Genomic DNA, 18,340 nt, shown 5'->3' with positions numbered 1-18,340 from the left:
CTTTTTTGTATGATAGAATCTACGATTTATCCATAAGGGGATTACGAAATGGTAACGATATATGATGTAGCCGCTAAGGCAGGCGTCTCCGCTATGACCGTCTCCAGAGTTATCAATAACACTGGTAAAATAAGCGAAAAAACGAGAACGAAGGTAACTCGTGTTATGGAGGAGCTGGGTTATGTTCCGAATCAAACGGCGCGAAGCCTCGTACTCCAGCAAACGAAGCTGCTATTCCTGCTTATAACGGATATTATGAACCCTTTCTATACGACGCTCGCACGCGGCGCGGAAGATGCTGCCAAACGTTCGGGTTATCGTCTGCTGTTTGGGAACAGCGACGAAAATCTGGAAAAAGAAGCCGATTATGTGACGACCATCTTGACGACACGCGTTGACGGCGTTCTTGTCGCTCCCGCTGGCGATCCTTCTCTTCCTCATTTGAATTCGCTGCGCAAGCATAATGTGCCATTTGTGCTGCTTGACCGTGAGGTGCCGGGCATTGATTGCGATATCGTGCTTGGTGACAGCAGAGACGGTGCAAGAAGGCTTGTTGAGCATCTAGCTTCACAAGGGCATCGCGCCATAGCGATGGTGAACGGTTCTTCCTCCATATCCAGTGCGAGATTAAGGCTGCAAGGCTATCAAGACGGCATGAAGCTCAATGACCTTGACTATAACGAGAAATATGTATTTGAGACCAGCTTTGGTCCTTTAAACGATTTGACCGAAATGGGCCAGTGGTTCGATCAGCTATCCCCTTCTCCAACTGCTATCGTTGCGGGCAACAATGTGCTTGCGGTAGAAATTTTACGACTGTTCCGTGAACGGGGAATGAGCGTTCCTGACCATATGTCCATCGTTTGCTTTGACGATCTGGGACCTTATTCAGAAGTAGAACCATTCCTTACCGTAGCCGCTCAGCAGGCTTACCAGTTTGGCTACATGGGCATGCAAATGCTAGTTGACCGCATACAAGAGCGCGAAGCCGCGCTGCCGTGGAAAAAAATCGTTTTGCCGGCGGAACTAATTATTCGTCGATCCGTGAAGGAAATCACTTCACTCTAGCTAAGATTGTAAAAAAGTGCCTAGAGGAAACCTCCAGGCACTTTTTTAGTTTATTCTTGCTCCTTCAAAACGAGTAGCTAAACCGCTCTGGATTTGAACATTCTTATTCAAAACGGTGGCAAAAACCTGTACTCGATCACGAGCCTGCAATTGTACAAGACCACTGGCCTCAATAATGCCGCTTGTATTTGTAAAATCTTCTTGATCTGAAATTCTTGGCACGCCGTTTACTCTTATCTCCAAATCAAGCGTATAGGTTGTGACCGTAACCGTTTGAAAGAAGACACTTGCAAAAAGAGCGTAAACGCCTTTTTGTTTTGGACGGAAAGTTGAGTTTGCCGGGTTGTATTCATTGTTGAGATCCAGCTCTTCCACTTGATAAAGAACTTTAGCAGTTGTACCATCAAGAAGATTCTGATCGATTCCAGAAACAGCTCTGAACGCAGATTTGCGTCTTCTCACTGGCCTACAAATCAATTTCTTGCTGACAGGTCGCTTGCAAACAACTTCTTTGCAGATAAGTCTTTTGCTGCTCTGTTTTACCTTCCTTGCTCTTGTAACAGTCATGCTTTTCCCTCCTTCTAACCCTATTTATTTAGCTGGTTACAAAACTAGTTGTTCTAGCAATACATTATTATATGGATCGATTCGCTTAATAGAGACGGTACTTGTCTAGCAAAGATGAAACAGGCTGTTTTATTAAAAAACAAAGAGTAGAATTCATATGATCCTGCTAGCTTCCAGCCTTTCTTTTACCCAGTCGTTTCTCTAGCAATTGTTTGTTGTCTAATAGGTTTGTATCCGTGGGAGCATACGAAAGAGCAATCTCATTATGCTTATACGCATGCTCTAGTTTTCCTAACTTGCCGTAACAGGCCACTAGCTGCAAATGGGGAAACCATGTCCAAGCCATGTGATTAATGCCAAGCAGACGTTTTTCTGGTTTTTCCAGCTTCAGTGCCAATTGGTACCAGTTAATCGCTTTCTCATAATCATGGTTTTCCTGAAAATAATAAGCGATACGGCATACGTAATCAGCACGCGGGATATCATAGTTGAATGTTTTTATAAGAGAAAGCAGCTCCTGCTCTTTATTGCCAAGCTCATGATGACAATGAGCCATTCGATCACAAGCTAGCAATTGATCTTCAAAGTAGCTTGCGCGATCAGAAATAATAGCTTCATAAATCTCAATTGCCTTTTCAAAATCATCATTAGCGGTTAACTCCATTGCATAATGCAGCAATTGCCGATTGGAGAGAACGGCTCCCTTCGCAAGCATTCTTTCATAAATACGCAAATTTCGTTCCGAGTTTGTATGGACGCGCCCGTGACTCACAGCAATATCAGAGTAGATAACATGCCCCTCAACTGCCAAATATTCATGTACGGGATCATGCCACTGAAATTGCTTGGAACGCTTCACCAGCCGGTTTCTTTGAATGACAGCTGTAGGCTGTCCAATAGGATCGAATCCAACATAATAATCCATGCTGACGGAGTCCACAGTTGGATCTATCGTTTGTTTAAGCAAGCTGAGCTTCGTTATATCGTTTTCTTGAAGCCAATCGTCTGCATCCAGCCATAAAATATAATCTTGAGTAGCATGGCTGAAAGAAAAATTTCTCGCGGCCGAAAAATCGTCATTCCAATCCATATGAAAGATTCGACTTGTGTAGTTAGCTGCAATTTCCTTTGTCTTATCTGTTGATCCCGTATCTACAATTATGATCTCTTCAACTAGGTCTTTGACGGAGCTTAAGCATTTTGCCAGTACTTGCTCCTCGTTTTTTACAATCATGCATAAACTAATCGTAATCATTGCTTCACACCTCCATAACCTATTCTCTAAGCAGTATATGGAGCCATAACTTGTGATGTTTGGACAAATATACAAACAAAAAAAGGCCGGGAGCTCCTCCTTTTACGGAGAAATCCGGCCTTAATTGTTGATTGCATATGAACGTTAACTCTAGTATTGCTTTGGTGGAACCTCAGGCGGAATGTCCGGCTTGATCTCAGGTTCAACCTCCGGTTTAATTTCCGGGATCGTCTGCGGCTCAATTTCCGGAATAGGCTGGTCGGGCTTAATTACCGGCGAATCCGGGGGGATAATTTCCGGCTCCTGTCCTGGATTTGTCTCAGGAACCTCCTGCGGCTTGTTTTCATTATCTAACATGCTTCATCAGCTCCTTTCGCTTATAAGCATGTTTACCCCAAAACAGTCCTAAAATAACGTTCTTCGTATAATTTTTTTCTTGGACTCGACTTTCCTTTTATCCGTTGACGTAATCACGCCATTGATGTTTTGGCTTCCAGTTGAGCAGCCGTTTAGCCTTCTCATTGCAGAGCAATGTTTCGTGCCCCTCCAGCGGCTTGCGGAAATCATTGACCTCCGGAAAACGAGCGGCCATTAGCGCACGGCTTGGCAGCGCCATGCTGCTATCATCCGCTGCAAGATTAAGCGCCACGCTTCCGAGCCCCTCTGCTTCAATAGCGAGCTGACAAGCTTCCGCCGCATCTCTCGTATCAATGTAGCTCCATAGAATACGCTCGCGCTGCTCGGGATCACGGATAAATGACTCGAATCGCTCATACGCTTCTGGTGCAATAACATTGCCAAGGCGGAATGAAACAACCTGCATGCCTGTTCTACGGTTTATCATATCCGCTGTTTGTTCATTTACGATTTTGGACAAGCCATAGCTGTCCTCAGGAAGCTGCGGATGCTCTTCATCGATGGGAACATACTTAGGCCCGAACTTCTCTTTGGCAAATACGAGGCCATAAGAGGATTCACTCGAAGCAATAACTGCCTTGCGGATGCCAAGACCCGCTGCAGCTTCCAATATGTTGTAGGTAGACATCACATTGTTGTGAAAGGTAACCTCATTCGGATGCGAATACGCAACTGGAATGGCAGCCAAATGCACAACGGCATCCGCCCCAGCCAATACGCCGTACACTTCACCCAAATGGTTCAAATCAACGATTACGGTGCGGCATAGCGGTTCGGCTGGATGTTTCACATCCGCATTCACAACCTCGTATCCCTGCTCAACAAAATGCTTAACTACCCATTTCCCCAGCATGCCGCTGCCGCCTGTAACAACTACTTTCGGCACTTCATTCACTCCTTCTTATGCTCCTAATATTTGTTCAATCCGCTCCGTAATATCAGCGCTTAGCACGACACCCGATGCCTTCACGTTCTCTTCCACCTGTGCAGGATTGCTAGCTCCAACGAGTGCACTAGATACATTCGGCTGGCGCAAAATCCAAGCAAGCGCCAGCTGACCAACCGTTAATTCCAGCTCTGCTGCCACCACGCTCAGCTCGCGCACTTTATTGATTTTCTCTTCCGTCACACCTTTGCGCATGCCATCAAGCTTCGCTGCACGGCTGTCCGCAGGCACATCATTCACGGAACTGTATTTGCCCGTCAGCAGTCCTTGAGCGAGAGGTGAGAACACGACTTGTCCAATACCGCCGCGCTCTCCGTAAGGAATGACTTCCTTCTCGATATAACGGTTAAACATATTATAAATCGGTTGGTTAACTACGATTCGGTCGAGCAAGTAACGATCAGCAATTGCATGCGCTTCCACCATTTGCGCGGTTGTCCACTCGCTAACGCCAACGTACAGCACTTTGCCTTGGCGTACCAGATCGTCAAGCGCACGAAGCGTCTCTTCCATAGGCGTACTTGGATCATGGCGGTGGCAGTAATATAGATCCACATAATCTGCTCCAAGCCGTTTCAGGCTGGCATTGCACTGCTCCATAATATGTTTGCGGGATAGTCCCCGATCATTTGGACCATCACCCATCTGTCCAAACACTTTGGTTGCGAGCACATAGGATTCCCGTGGAAAAGCACGAAGCGCTTCTCCCATCAGCTTCTCTGCTTCCCCTCTCTCATATACATTCGCTGTATCAAAAAAATTAATGCCAAGCCCGTAGGCTGTTTGAATCGCTTTCACCGCATTTTCACGTTCTACGTAACCGCCGTATGTCAACCAGCTTCCTAGACTGATTTCACTAACCTTCAATCCACTTTTCCCTAAATGACGAAATTGCATCTCTACTCATCTCCTCATGAATTGTAAAATAGCAATCGAAATGCTGCCTTAAGCACGCTCGCATCTCTATTCTAGAGAAGTTTGTATCATTATGTAAGTAGTGAAAAAAAGGTCACTATATTATATGAGATATACATACTATACTTAAAGTAACTGCTAGTTTCTTGATTTTTATCTTAAAATAAACCCGTTGGTACGGGTGATTCGCAGTACTATTCGTCCAACCATTGCTGTACTTTGCTATCCATTTCTTTTTGCAAAATCTCTAAAATGCCGCTTTTATTATGCATTATATCCAAATACTTTTTGGGAAACATTTTTTTCAACGAAGATTGATAAAGACTGCCGTCTTTCGGTTCAGTATATTCGGTTACAACATATCCCGCTGCTTTTTTCTTCAAACGAATGACCGCAGGCATGGAATGCCCTGCTTGAATTTCTAGACCCGAAAATTTATTAAATCCGCCAAAATAGGAATGCATATACACCGTAATGATGCCCGATGATTCGCTTGTGCCATAAACCTCATGCACCTCAAACTGTTTTTCCGTTTGAGAGGAGACGGAATCATATTTTTGAATAATATAATTTGAAATTACCTCGTTCATATCATCTGATAACTGTTTTTCTTGATAAGAGGCTTGCATTTCCTCTGATTCGCTAGAGACCACTTTCCAACTGCTATCCGTTGTTCCATTATTCTCTTCCTTTTCGCAAGCACTAAGAATGCAAACCGCTGCTAGCAAAACAAACCAAATCTTTAACCTCACCAAAAATCCCTCCTCTTCATCCTCATCATCATAGACTCTTTAATGATTACTTAGGTTGCATTTATGGAGAAATTATCCACTGCATTCGAATGCCCACCTATCTATTTTCCGCTCGTTTATCGTTCTATTGCTTATTCAAGCTTTTCCGAAATTCCGTAGGCGATTGTCCGCTCCATTTGTGAAATTGCTTCGTAAAAAAGAGCGGGTCATTAAATCCAACAGATGAGGCAATCTGGGCGATCGTAAGCTCGCCTTCAAGCAGTTCCTCTGCTTTCTTCATTCGTACCTTTTGTAAATATTGCATGGGCGGCAGCCCCGTCGCATCCTTGAACAGCCTCGTTAAATGCGCGCGATGATAGCCGAGTGTTTGAGCGATTCCTTCAATAGAAAGCTGCTGTCCATATTGGAGCGATATGAGGCGAATTGCCTGATCAATTTGGCGGTAAGAACGAGATTCTGGTACGATCTCTTCGGTTATTCTCGTAGGGTTCATTCGTCCAAGCTCATGAAATATTAATCTCAGCCAACCCGAAGCCTCCATATTGCCAAGCGCTGGGGCATTCGTTTTCTCCATACCTTTGCGTATTTTCCGAAACATCCGATAAATCGTCGGTAGCGAAAATCCACGTATAACAGCGAGGTCTGGCGTAATCCCAATCGAACTAAGAGAAGCTTCCACGATATCTCCCGAGAAGGCTACCCATGTATATTTCCAAGGATTGTGCAGGCTTGCCTCGTATTTGACCAGAATATCCGGAAAAATGATGAAGGCATCCCCCGCGCTGCAAGAGTACGTCTTCCCCAGCGTTTCAAATGTGCCTTCCCCATCCAGTACAATGTGAATTAAATAATAATCATGAACAGCCGGTCCTATAAAATGGCCCGCGACCGGTTCGCCGATTCCGCTGAACAAGACCGACATTTCGCCTTTCAGGGGAGCTGTATTAATACTCATGGTTATACGATGATGCGTTTCCATCTATGCACCTCCAATAAGCTGACTTCTCTAAGCATACTAAATGATGCAACATTTCTCCATATAATGCTTCGTTCCTTCCATATTCATTTGCAGTTGTTCTCCTTATACTAAAGGAGTCAGCAATCATCCAATAGGAGGCTATTGTCTAATGTCTAAAATTACTTTTATCGGCGCAGGAAGCAGTGTTTTTGCCAAAAACATTCTTGGAGATGTCATGCAGACACCTGCATTGCAAGGTTTTGAAATCGCTTTATTTGACATTGATGCGGAGCGTCTTCTCGATTCCGAGCAAATGCTGCTTAATATTAAAAAAACAAGTGAAAGCACTTGCGAGATTAAAGCTTATACCGACCGGAAAGAAGCGCTTCGCGGTGCCAAATACATCGTAAACGCCATTCAAGTAGGCGGCTATGATCCGTGTACGATTACCGATTTTGAGATTCCAAAAAAATACGGCTTGCGCCAAACGATTGCCGATACCGTAGGCATTGGCGGCATTTTCCGTAATCTGCGCACGATTCCTGTGATGCTGGATTTCGCTAACGATATTAACGAGGTTTGTCCAGATGCGCTGTTCCTTAACTACACCAACCCAATGGCCGTGCTCACGAATGTCATGAACACCTATGGCGGCGTGAAAACGGTTGGCTTATGCCACAGTGTACAAGTTTGTGTGCCTCATTTATTTGATCATTTGGGTATGGACACAACGGGCGTTAAGTACAAGATTGCAGGCATCAACCATATGGCATGGCTGCTTGAAGCAAGCAAAGACGGAGTTGATCTGTACCCGGAAATCAAACGCCGTGCAGCAGAGAAGCAATTGGAGAAACATCATGATATGGTTCGTTACGAGCTCATGCTGAAATTCGGCTACTACATCACCGAATCTTCCGAGCACAATGCGGAATACCATCCATACTTCATCAAACGGAACTATCCAGAGCTGATCGAGCGTTTCAACATTCCTCTCGATGAGTATCCGCGCCGCTGTGTTAGTCAAATTGAAGGCTGGAAATCCATGCGCGATTCACTTATTAATGACAGCAAGCTGGAGCACTGCCGCAGCAATGAATATGCTTCGTACATTCTCGAAGCAATTGAAACGAACAATCCGTTCAAAATTGGCGGCAACGTGATGAATACTGGGCTTATTACGAATCTTCCGAAGGAAGCTTGCGTAGAAGTACCATGCCTCGTTGATGCGAATGGCGTTACACCAACCTATGTTGGCGACCTTCCGCCACAGCTTGCAGCATTAAACCGTACGAACATCAACACGCAGCTATTAACGATTGAAGCGGCAATTACTGGCAAGCGAGATCATATTTATCACGCAGCAATGCTTGATCCGCATACCTCAGCAGAATTGTCTATGGATGACATTGTATCGCTTTGTGATGAGCTCATCGAAGCGCATGGCAGCTGGCTTCCAAGCTATAAATAAACGAATAGGCAGACGAGTGCATCGTTATTCATGCACTTGTCTGCCTTGTTTTTTTCCAGTAACCTTCACCATCATATGGGCAAACACATATCCTATCCCAGTAAACATTTACCAGCTAATGGAAGAGGGGCAGGATTTACAAATGACTTCTTATATGGACTATACGTCTCCACAGACGGAATTTGCTTATGATTTGAACAATAGTACTTTTTTCAAAAAAGATCCATACAACTACATCAACTTGCTTTCAGTGAAGCAATTGAATACGTTAGGCAATTCGTCGCTTCTTGATATATACCTTAGCAAAAGCAATGTCGTTGAGCCTCATTACCATCAGAATGCCTCCGAGCTCGTATATTGCATATCAGGATCAGCAGAAATTGCGCTTATGAACCCTTTTACGAACGAGTTCCTTCATTACTTGGTACAGCCTGCTCAAGTCGTCAACATTCCGCAAGGCTGGTGGCACTATGAAATGGCGACCGTCGATAATACTCATCTGCTAGCCATCTTTGATGCGCCAATCCCAGAAGTTATTTTTGGCTCCGATATTTTAAGATTAACTCCAACCAATATCCTTGCGTATACCTACTGCTTAGATCAAGAAAAATTAGAAAATGCATTAGCACCTTTAAAAGACACCGTTATTCTGGGACCTCCGAGCAATTGCAGCTATAATCCCGTACAAGGCCAAAGCAAAAATATGCAAAAGCCTAATCAAGCTCCAATGCAGCAGCAAGCTCCAGTGCAATCGAATCAAGTATTGCAATCCAATCAAGTATTGCAGCCAAACCAAACGTTGCCGTCCAATAAAGCATATCAGCCTAATCAAGCTATTCAGTCGAACCAAGCTAAACCTAACCAAGGCTATTACAATCAAATGTATGGCCAGCAATATTATCAGCATCCATATTAATAACTTAAACCCACAGAAACCGACAAAAAAAGAGGGAACCCAAGCAGTCCGTTGCTTCGGGTCACCCTCTTCTTTATTGTAAGCAAAATCTAACGAAATGTTACCCCAGAATCCATCTTGCAAGCATCGCGATATCCACAATATCAATTTTGCCATCCGCATTTAGATCGGATTTCTTATATTGCGACCAATTCGGATCTGCGCTTGTTTTGCCATATGCAGCTGCTACGATGCCGAGGTCGCCAATTGATACCTTATTGTCGTTATTAATATCGCCTGACAATTTAGAAGCTTGGAACGTCGTCACTGCCGCACTTAGCTGAGCAATAGCTGCGCTCACTTGCGCTTCGCTTGCATTCGGGTTAACGGCAACGGCTTTCGCTGCGGCAATGGCTTCACCGAACGCTGCTTTTGCTGCTGCCGGATATTGACCAGGCTGTGTGCCGACTACCGCTCCATCATAAATGGCTTCCGCTGCGGCTATCGCCTGATTTAAGCCCGTCACATCAACAACGGTACTAATTTGCAGCGTATGGGATGTTGATTTTGCTTCAAGTTCTTCTCCCAAGCTATTAGCAACTATAAAGTCGCTAATTTGAATGGCTGTATTTCCTGTGCTCCCCGTAACAGCTGCCAAGAAGCTCAGCTTCAGCCATTCCGAATTGGCATCAATGCCTTTGCCTTGACCTGCCGCTACAATCCTCACCTTGCCTGGCTCGATAACCTTTTGCTCAAGGATGCTGAAATCCTGCTGCAAGGAGGCTGCGCCAGTCAGCGTTAATTTCGCAGCATCGAAGCTAACTGTTAAAATTTGCGCATACAGCTTTGAATATTTCTCCTCCGTTACGGCTGACAATCCAACCGTTGCATCGAAGGATTGACCCGCTTTCACCAGTGCCGCTCCGGCAATCGTAGCCGTCGCGTCTTTCACAGCAGGAGGTACAACAGAAGCTGCGAAATCAGCAACCGATTTGCTGAGTGCTGCCAACGCTGCATCTACTGCCGCTTGGTCTGCAGCTGCAAGAGCCAATACGTCTTTAGCTGTTGCGATTGAAGCAGCAAATGCATCTTTTGCAGACTGCGGATATTGACCGGGTTCTGTGCCTGCAACAGCGGAGTTAAGTTTGGCTTCAGCAGATACAACTGCCGCTTGAAGCGCTGTTTTATCCGACAATTGAACAGGACCAACCGAGAAATAATCAAAATTTGCTTGGACAGACGTTTTATCACCCGAAGATAGACCATAGAAACCGATTTTCAAATTGCTTAAATTAACGGTCATCGGGTCTGCCGCAGGTTTCCATGCACTGCCATCCCAATAGAAAGTAGAAACGACATTGCCTACCTTTTTGATTTGCAAATAGGACGTATCGTAACCTGGATGGCTGACCATGTTTGTCGCTTTAACATAAACCGCATTTTTCTCATATGCGGTTTCGAGGCTTTTGCCAGTTGTTGCTTCCGTATCCCAAACATGGCCAAGCTTGACGTAATTGTCCTCATTTTGCCAAATGAACAGGCCTGCTTGCTGGAAGTTTTTGCGTACTGGAGCTTCCACTTTTGTTGTAATGACGAAGTCGCCTGCTGGCGCATCCTTTAAAAAGATGTTCGGCAAGTTATTTGAATTTCCGAACGTGTCGCCTGGTGAAGTGTCCAAGCTTAAAAAGCCTGGTTTACGCGTCAGCGACCATTTGGAGTTGTCTGCCTTAAAGACTGACCAAGCACTGTCTAGCGACGCCTCATTAAACGGATCAACGGAAGAACCCGCTGGAATTGGATCGTTCACCGATACAAAAAATTGCTCACGTGCGCTTTGGAGAGATTTAAGAGCTGTTTGAATATGTGCAGGCATTGCAGCATCATTCTGAGCTGTTTCGCGGGCTGAATCAATGACAGCCTTAAAGGAATCAGCAGTCGATTGCTCATATTCGCCGGCTCCTGCACCCATTTTCGCGAGATTCAGCATGCCTTCTGCTCTGGCAATTTCAGCGAGCAAATCCCCTTTGGTTGCTGTGCCGATGAGCTCACGGTGCGCGGTCGCAATCCGATCAAAATCCATTTTTTCAACTTTGCGATCGTAAGACAATAGGCCGTTGATTTCATATTCCACATCTGTAATTTGTGTGTATATGGCTGCGCTCAGGCCTGATTCCTTCAGCTGCTTCAACCTGTTGATATAGGCAATATAAGTAGAAGTCAGCTGTTCCTTGCTATTCATTAATTGATAGGAAAATACGAGCGGACTCCATTCATGCCCCGGGACATGCAAGCCTAAACCGCCATATTCGCCAAGCACAGCTGCCCTTGTATCGCTGTAATTCGGAGCGCCGGGATCAGGATAGCGATGAATATCATTCAAATCGCCGACGCCCGCATCCCACCAGCCGCTTGTGCTGTTAACGAGCCTAGTCGAATCAAGGCTTTTTACATAGCTGGTAGCATCCTTCGTCATTTGCCCGCCTTGATCAAATTGTCCCCAGCCTTCATTAAACACCGTCCACACAATGATCGATGTCACGCTGCGCAATTGATCGACCATCTCTTTGTATTCTTTAAACCACTGCGTCTTCGTTGCTTGTGTAATATCTGACCCTTTATTTCCTTGACGATCCTCAAGGCTCGGCATATCCTGCCATACCAGTACGCCTAGCTTATCAGCCCAATAATACCAGCGAGCGGGCTCCACCTTAATATGCTTGCGGATCGTATTCATGCCGACGCGTTTGACCGCCTCAATATCAAATTTCAAGGCTTCGTCCGTAGGTGCCGTGTAAATGCCGTCCGGCCAAAAACCTTGATCGAGCGGCCCCATTTGGAAGACGAATTTCCCATTTACTAGCGGCCTTGTTATACCGTCTACCTTGCCGAGCGTAATCTCTCTCATGCCAAAATAGCTTGAAACCTCGTCTACCGTTTGTGCTCCATCCTTCAGATACACATTTAAATCATATAGATAAGGATCATCTGGGGACCAAAGCCGTGCATTTGGAACTGCCACAGCAATCTCAGCTCCAGCTGCTCCTGTTGCGGTTCCCACCACTTTTCCATTTTCCAAAACAACCGCTTCAATCGTTTGCCCTTCAACGCCGATAGCAGCTGCCTTCAGCTTCAAGATGCCGTTTTGAATATCTGTTGCCATGTCGAGTTTATCGATATGTGCAGCAGCTACAGGCTCAAGCCACACCGTTTGCCATATACCCGATACGGAGGTATACCAAATGCCGCCGAGTTTTTTGACCGTTTGCTTGCCAACCGCTTGGTCTGCTCCCATATCCGTCTCATCCAGAACATGCACGATAAGCTCATTGTCCCCAGGCACAAGATAATCCGTAATATCAAAGCTAAATGAGGTATAACCTCCCTTATGGCTGCCTACCGATTGTCCATTCACATACACCGTTGCCAAGTAATCAACCGCTCCAAAATTCAGCTTCACTCGCTTACCATCCCAGTTCTCAGGAACGTTAAAGGAGCGCTTATACCACATGAGATCCTCCACGCGGTTAATGCCCGAAAGCTTTGCTTCTGCTGCAAACGGAACAAGAATTTTCTCCTTCAGCACTTGACCTACAGGAACAGCTTCACCCTTCTGGGCTGCTTGGAACTCCCATTCCCCATTCAAATTCATCCATTTTTCACGCGCTAATTGTGGTCTTGGGTATTCAGGCAGTACGTTTTCTTTGTCTACATCCTCCGCCCAAGGGGACATGATCTGATATTTTGAACCATTGTAGACAGGTTTATCGAAGCTAGCTACAGCAGCTCCCGCCACCGTTTCCAGTCCGCCTTTGCCATCGTAGATTACTTTAACATTGCCTACATCCTTAGAGTACATTGGATCTTTCAGCAGTACGGTGACGACTTTATCGTCCCCATCCTTCAAAGCTGCCGACAGAATAGGCAAATCGCCCGTCACGATACGCAATTTCAGATGCTTAACAAATTCAGCAGTGATTGGCTTCAAAGATTCTTGGAATGGCAGCTCAACTTGCAAACCATCCTCGGACACGATACCTCCAAGCGCGAAACCGTCTGGCAAATAAAACGCTTCTGTTGGAACTGCCTCCTTCGCTAAGCTCTTGCTAGACCAGCGCAGGTGAACATTCGAGCCGCCCGTGTCTTCGAACAACTCCAGCTTAATGCTGTATTTCTGACCTGCAACCAAAGTGACAGGCTTTGAAGTTTGCTCTTTGTCCCAGTCCGCTATCCAGTGGTCGATCGTAAGCTTATTATCAACCCAAAGGCGGAAGCCATTATCACCAGTAATGTAAAAGGTATAGTCCTCAGAGAGCTTAGGCTGAATGAAACCCGTCCATCTGATGCCGACGCGATCTTCTTGTCCTGTAAACATTTTGATGGCCGGCTCTAAATTGGAAATATCCAAATTCGAATCGTAGCCAGCTCCTTTAAAGGTTCCAAAAGCAAAATTGGGCGGCCCTCCCGCAGTGAAATATTCAGCCATCAGCCCATGCTGCTGCGAAGCTGCCATTCCCCCTGCATCTGCTGCCGCAGCCCGGGGTGCAAAGGAGATTGCGGAAGCTACTATACTAAATATCATAGATAATGCCACAAGCGTACTCATTGTTTTTCTTATATTCAACATGAACGGAACCTCCAAAGATTCATAGTATCGATACCGAAATCTAGTGGAGGAAGTGATGCGCCTTCCCCCTTGTACCGTTTAGCCAAGAATCAACCGAGCGAGTAATGCAAGATCCTCAATATCCACTTTGCCATCATGATTCAAATCTGCTTTTTTGAACTGCTGCCAATTCGGATCGCTGCTGGATTTGCCATACGAATAAGCTACAATCGCCAAATCGCCAACTGTAATTTTATTATCATAATTCACGTCACCGTTACTTGGCTTAATGACACCGGCAAGGAAATCTTCTACTGCAGCATTCAGCTTCGTAATCGCGGCTGCAATTTCAGCTTTCGTTGCCTTCTCGTCATCAGCAACCAGCTTCGCTTTGTTGATAACCGATTGCAGCTGCTGCTTCATCGCAGGAGGATATTGTCCCGGTTCTGTTCCTGTTTCCGCTCCATCATACAAAGCTTGCGCTTGCGATAATGCCGCCAGCAGTGCAGACTTATCACCCGGAGCTGCCTGTATCTGAAGATGATGCTGAGCTTCAAGCAGAAGCAGCTCCTGCCCTTCTGCGTTTGCAAGCTTAACGCCTGTTACCGTTATAGAGGTATTTACCGTTTCATCTGCTATGCCAGCTCGGAAAGTCAACTTCAGCCAGTCTTCGTTTGGCGAAAGGGCTGCCCCCTCTCCAAAGGCTAATATCCGAATTTTGCCCGGCTCAAGCTCTTTAGGCTCAAGCACTTGCAGCCCTTCCCGTAGTGGTGCCGCACCCGAGAAGCTGAGCTTGCTTGGATCAAAGGTTACCGTAACGTCCTGTGCATAAACACTCTGATATACGCTGTCCGTAACATTTCGAACCGCTAAGGTAAGATTCAGATCATCACCGCTCGGTACGTTTGCAGCACCTGTCAGTACAGCTGTCCCTTGATCCGAAGGCTCAACAGCTTCTTTACTGACTGCTGACAATGCGATGTAGTCTAGCTCATAAAAGCCTGGATTTGGTCCAGAACCCCGCATAAACTTGATCGAGTTAACCCCTTCCTTCAGCTCAACGTTGACGCTTGAAGCCATAAATCGACCCCAATTAATCGTCCCTGCGAGCTGCAAGGACTGCTCTTCGCCTTCATTAACCATAATTTTTGCAGCAGCTGGCTGGTAATTCCCCGTATTCTGCGCGTACCAAATAAACATTTTGTACGTCCCTGCTGCTGGAACCTCAACCTGATTAAAGTTAACGTAGCTGTCGGCATAGTCGATGCCGCCAACGTAGCTTGAGCCTGATGCATGCACATTACTGCTGCGAGCCGTCGCCTTGAACAGCTGGGCGTTTTCCGCCTCGTATTTATAAGGTTGAATGCCCGTTTCCTCAGTCACCTCAGGGAAATAAGTAACCCGCAGGTTTTCAGCTCCAAACGGAACAAGCGTAATTTCCTCCGTAGGCTCTGCGGAATATACAGGACCCACCGGCGGCTCTGCGGCTGATACCCCGTTAGCTGCTTTGCCCCATGACGGGATTCTCTTCCCTTTCGCAATTAGCTTAATCGGTGTAGTCTCCTGTATGAACGGATTTTCCGGCATATCGGATACGACGACCTGAATCGAGTCTGCTGGGTTGTCGCGATCAAGCAGCAAACCATAATTCCAAGGGGACTGCGCATTGATGCTGAATTCCTTGAAGCCAGGCGCCTTCACTTGTGGCGCTGGATTAGACTGCTCTACCCAGTTCTCATCGATTTTCAGAGAGAATACGAGTGGTCCTCGTTCGATGCCAATCGAATTATTGACCCAAGTCGACGTTTTGAGCTCCATTGGCAGCGTCAATACAACGGTATCGCCTTTTGTCCATTGCCGATCAATCGTAAAATATTGCCCGGATATTACGGCCTCTTGCGGCTGCCCATTCACCGTGATAACTGCTTTGTCCGTCCATTCCGGAATACGCAGCTTCAGCGGGAAATTCACACTCTTGGACGCTTCCTCAATCGTAAACCGAATTTGATCCTCGAACGGATAGTTCGTCGTTTCCTTAACGGTTACATTCGCCCCATTGATTTTGGCTGATACACGGCTCGGTCCATAGGCAATAACGCCAAGCCCGCCATCCGAAGTACCCGCCCACATGTCCTTCACAAAATAAGGCCAGCCCATATGCATATTGAAACGACAGCAAGGATAACCCGAATAAGGCGACTGTACGGTGCCATTTCCGTAATTTTGCTTAAAGCCATGATCGGTTACGCCGCTTTGTACTTGATTCGGCAGCGAATAGTATTGATGGGTTTTAATATCCTTGCTCATAGCACCCGGAAGCGAATTAAAAGTAATTTTCTCCAGCGCATCTCCGATTGCCGGATCACCGGTAATCATGGCGGCAACCGCGTTGCTGTGTACCCGCTCCACAATGGCACAAAGCTCAACCCCTTGCGTTGAAGCTAACCCTGCGAGCATCTCTGTTCCTGAATTCATGCCGGTAATTTGATTGTGTGATTGATTCAGATGCTCTACGCCTGCTTGAAATGCAAGCTTATCTGCTTCATTGTTCGATAGTTGATAATAAATAGAGGGGGTTTTAATCGATTGATTGACGTTGACTGTATGCTGCGAGTAAAAGTTATCAGGATTAATCTTAGCGGCTGTTAAAAAATGGTCGTTCGTAAAAATGTCAGTCTCATCACCGCCTTGCTTATGCAGCTTCTCAGCGAGCTGCAGCAGAAACTCATCTCCTGTACGGTTGTACAGCCAGAGCACGACATTCATATTGTCGCCGCTGCGGATTTGTCCCCAATCCTTAAGCGGACGCTGGTCTAGATTGTTCAGCTGGTAATGAAAATAATTCGTAAGAAAGGAGATCACTCGCTTATCATTTGTCGCCTCGTAATAATCCTTGAGCACATAAATAGCAACCATGCGCGGCCACCAATCATTGTCGCTGGCAGGACCGAAGAAGCCGTCATCACGCTGGCTATTCAACATCCAATTGACCCATTTTTGCGATTTTGCAATCAGCTCCGGATCGTCAAGCGTATAAGCGAGCGCGACCAATCCCTTCACATAATAGATAGGGCGTTCCCAGTTCGATTCTGGCGCTGTTCCACCCAGCCACTCCGAATTTGTGCTGAGCTCTCCGTATAAATCTTCTGCGTAGCCGGTTGCACCATCCTTCATTAGCTCTAATTGCTTAAGCAGCCAACCATCAGCTTTGACCGATCCAAGCGGAAGCGGCACAAACGGTGTTTGTACAAGCGGATCTTTATTTTTGACCAGCTCTTGGAACGACTCCGCCGGTACGGCATAGTCTGTTGCAATAAAATTGTCAAATAGCGGCTCAGACTCATCCGCCCATACCCCAATGCCGCCTGAGGTAAACTTTTGTTCACTGTCATCGGTGTATTCCAGAATGGAATTGTGCATATCGTCCACATATATTTTGATGCCATTCCCATAGGTTACAACCTTCAATTGATAAAACTTGTTCGCAGTGACCGTATCCAGCGCCTTAACGACTTTAAGATCGGTCCACTTATCCGTTAGCCGGCGAAGAACCAAGTTTCCATCATTTCGCAGTCCTGCAAAATAACCTTGGGGCACCTTTCCCTCACCGCTTAGCTTAGTTCGAAACAAAAGTCCTGCCGTACCCGCAGCTAGCGGCAGCTTAATATCGGTCTCCACTGTAAAATCGGTGAACACCGTATCTTTTACGAGTAAAGCCTGATTTGCGCCAGCGTTTACGGTTATCCCACCCGATTGCAATTTCCACTCGCCTTGAGCAGCATGCCAACTCGGCAATGTGAGCCCATCCACTGGGGCATCAAATGAATCCGTAAATGCGAGCTCCCCCTTATCATTTGAAAGTTTGAGATTGTCATAGGTCGGCTGGGATTGGTAAAGCCTTACGCCGACCTGACCTTTCGTATAGGTCGTATCCGATTGTTCCAATACCAGCTTATCATCGACATAAAACTTAATTTGCGATCCGGCAACGCTAACTTTAAAGTGATAAACTACATTAGGATTAATCGCTATCGAAGTCCGCTTCAACTCAGTCCATTTGTTGTCCATACGGCCTAGAAATACGCTGCCCGTTCCTTGCGCGGAAATGCCTGCGTAATAACCTTTCACATTGTCCGCCCCTGGCGCTGCGCTAACCGTTCGGAAAAGCAATCCCGCATCACCACTTCGACTGGCAAGGCTTATATCTGCCTCAATGGTGCCATCTTGTATTTCGGTTTGCTTAACCAAAGCTTTAGATCCCGATCCGCTTTCTCCGGTCATTTTGCCATTTGCCGTTGACCAAATTCCATCGATGACCGTCCAATTTTCATTAATGATGGAACGATTGAAATGATCCTCGAAAAAAACCGGCTCTGCTCCAGTCGCAGCTTCTACATGAACTGCTGGAAAAAAAATGCTTACATACATTGAAAAAATGAGCGGTAAAACAATCATTGATTTCAGCCTGGCACTGAACCGCATCCAGCTTCACTCCT

Annotated in this window: 12 protein-coding genes; 3 read left to right on the top strand and 9 right to left on the bottom strand. The window is 46.1% G+C overall.

Going from position 1 to position 18,340, the window contains the following annotated elements; translation table 11 throughout:
• Positions 1-48 precede the first annotated feature (48 nt).
• Positions 49-1,068, top strand: a complete 1,020-nt coding sequence (locus AC1DOV_RS11530; protein WP_477549992.1) for a LacI family DNA-binding transcriptional regulator — start codon at positions 49-51, stop codon at positions 1,066-1,068.
• A 45-nt stretch (positions 1,069-1,113) separates the two neighbouring features.
• Here AC1DOV_RS11530 and AC1DOV_RS11525 read toward each other — a convergent pair whose 3' ends face one another.
• From AC1DOV_RS11525 to AC1DOV_RS11495, 7 genes are all read right to left on the bottom strand, one after another.
• On the bottom strand, positions 1,114-1,635 hold the full coding sequence (locus tag AC1DOV_RS11525; RefSeq protein WP_477549991.1) for a complement C1q domain-containing protein: 522 nt from the start codon (positions 1,633-1,635) through the stop codon (positions 1,114-1,116).
• A gap of 166 nt (positions 1,636-1,801) precedes the next feature.
• Complete coding sequence (locus AC1DOV_RS11520) at positions 1,802-2,890, bottom strand: tetratricopeptide repeat-containing glycosyltransferase family 2 protein (protein WP_477549990.1); 1,089 nt, start codon at positions 2,888-2,890, stop codon at positions 1,802-1,804.
• 150 nt (positions 2,891-3,040) lie between these two features.
• On the bottom strand, positions 3,041-3,247 hold the full coding sequence (locus AC1DOV_RS11515) for a hypothetical protein (RefSeq protein WP_339203681.1): 207 nt from the start codon (positions 3,245-3,247) through the stop codon (positions 3,041-3,043).
• A gap of 97 nt (positions 3,248-3,344) precedes the next feature.
• Entirely contained in the window at positions 3,345-4,193 is an 849-nt protein-coding gene (locus AC1DOV_RS11510; protein WP_477549989.1) for an NAD-dependent epimerase/dehydratase family protein, read from the bottom strand.
• A 15-nt stretch (positions 4,194-4,208) separates the two neighbouring features.
• Positions 4,209-5,150 carry an aldo/keto reductase family protein gene (locus AC1DOV_RS11505; RefSeq protein WP_339203683.1) on the bottom strand — a complete coding sequence of 314 codons (942 nt, stop codon included), beginning with the start codon at positions 5,148-5,150 and terminating at the stop codon, positions 4,209-4,211.
• A gap of 212 nt (positions 5,151-5,362) precedes the next feature.
• Entirely contained in the window at positions 5,363-5,920 is a 558-nt protein-coding gene (locus AC1DOV_RS11500) for a hypothetical protein (protein WP_477549988.1), read from the bottom strand.
• A 124-nt stretch (positions 5,921-6,044) separates the two neighbouring features.
• Positions 6,045-6,899 (bottom strand): AraC family transcriptional regulator, encoded by an 855-nt coding sequence (locus AC1DOV_RS11495; protein ID WP_477549987.1) that lies wholly within the window; start codon positions 6,897-6,899, stop codon positions 6,045-6,047.
• Between the two features lie 148 nt (positions 6,900-7,047).
• On the opposite strand from AC1DOV_RS11495, the gene melA reads away from it, so the two are divergent.
• Positions 7,048-8,346, top strand: a complete 1,299-nt coding sequence (gene melA, locus AC1DOV_RS11490; RefSeq protein ID WP_477549986.1) for an alpha-galactosidase — start codon at positions 7,048-7,050, stop codon at positions 8,344-8,346.
• Between the two features lie 142 nt (positions 8,347-8,488).
• On the top strand, positions 8,489-9,262 hold the full coding sequence (locus AC1DOV_RS11485; RefSeq protein WP_441881790.1) for a cupin domain-containing protein: 774 nt from the start codon (positions 8,489-8,491) through the stop codon (positions 9,260-9,262).
• A 100-nt stretch (positions 9,263-9,362) separates the two neighbouring features.
• Here the strand turns inward: AC1DOV_RS11485 and AC1DOV_RS11480 are convergent, their stop codons facing one another.
• Both AC1DOV_RS11480 and AC1DOV_RS11475 read right to left on the bottom strand, forming a co-directional pair.
• Positions 9,363-13,865: a PA14 domain-containing protein gene (locus AC1DOV_RS11480; RefSeq protein WP_477549985.1), complete on the bottom strand. Its 4,503-nt coding sequence runs from the start codon at positions 13,863-13,865 to the stop codon at positions 9,363-9,365.
• Between the two features lie 78 nt (positions 13,866-13,943).
• Positions 13,944-18,326 carry a beta-L-arabinofuranosidase domain-containing protein gene (locus AC1DOV_RS11475; RefSeq protein WP_477549984.1) on the bottom strand — a complete coding sequence of 1,461 codons (4,383 nt, stop codon included), beginning with the start codon at positions 18,324-18,326 and terminating at the stop codon, positions 13,944-13,946.
• Positions 18,327-18,340 lie beyond the last annotated feature (14 nt).

The sequence above is a fragment of the Paenibacillus sp. 01T47 genome (assembly GCF_056398245.1).
This window is presented reverse-complemented; position numbering and strand designations above follow the sequence as displayed.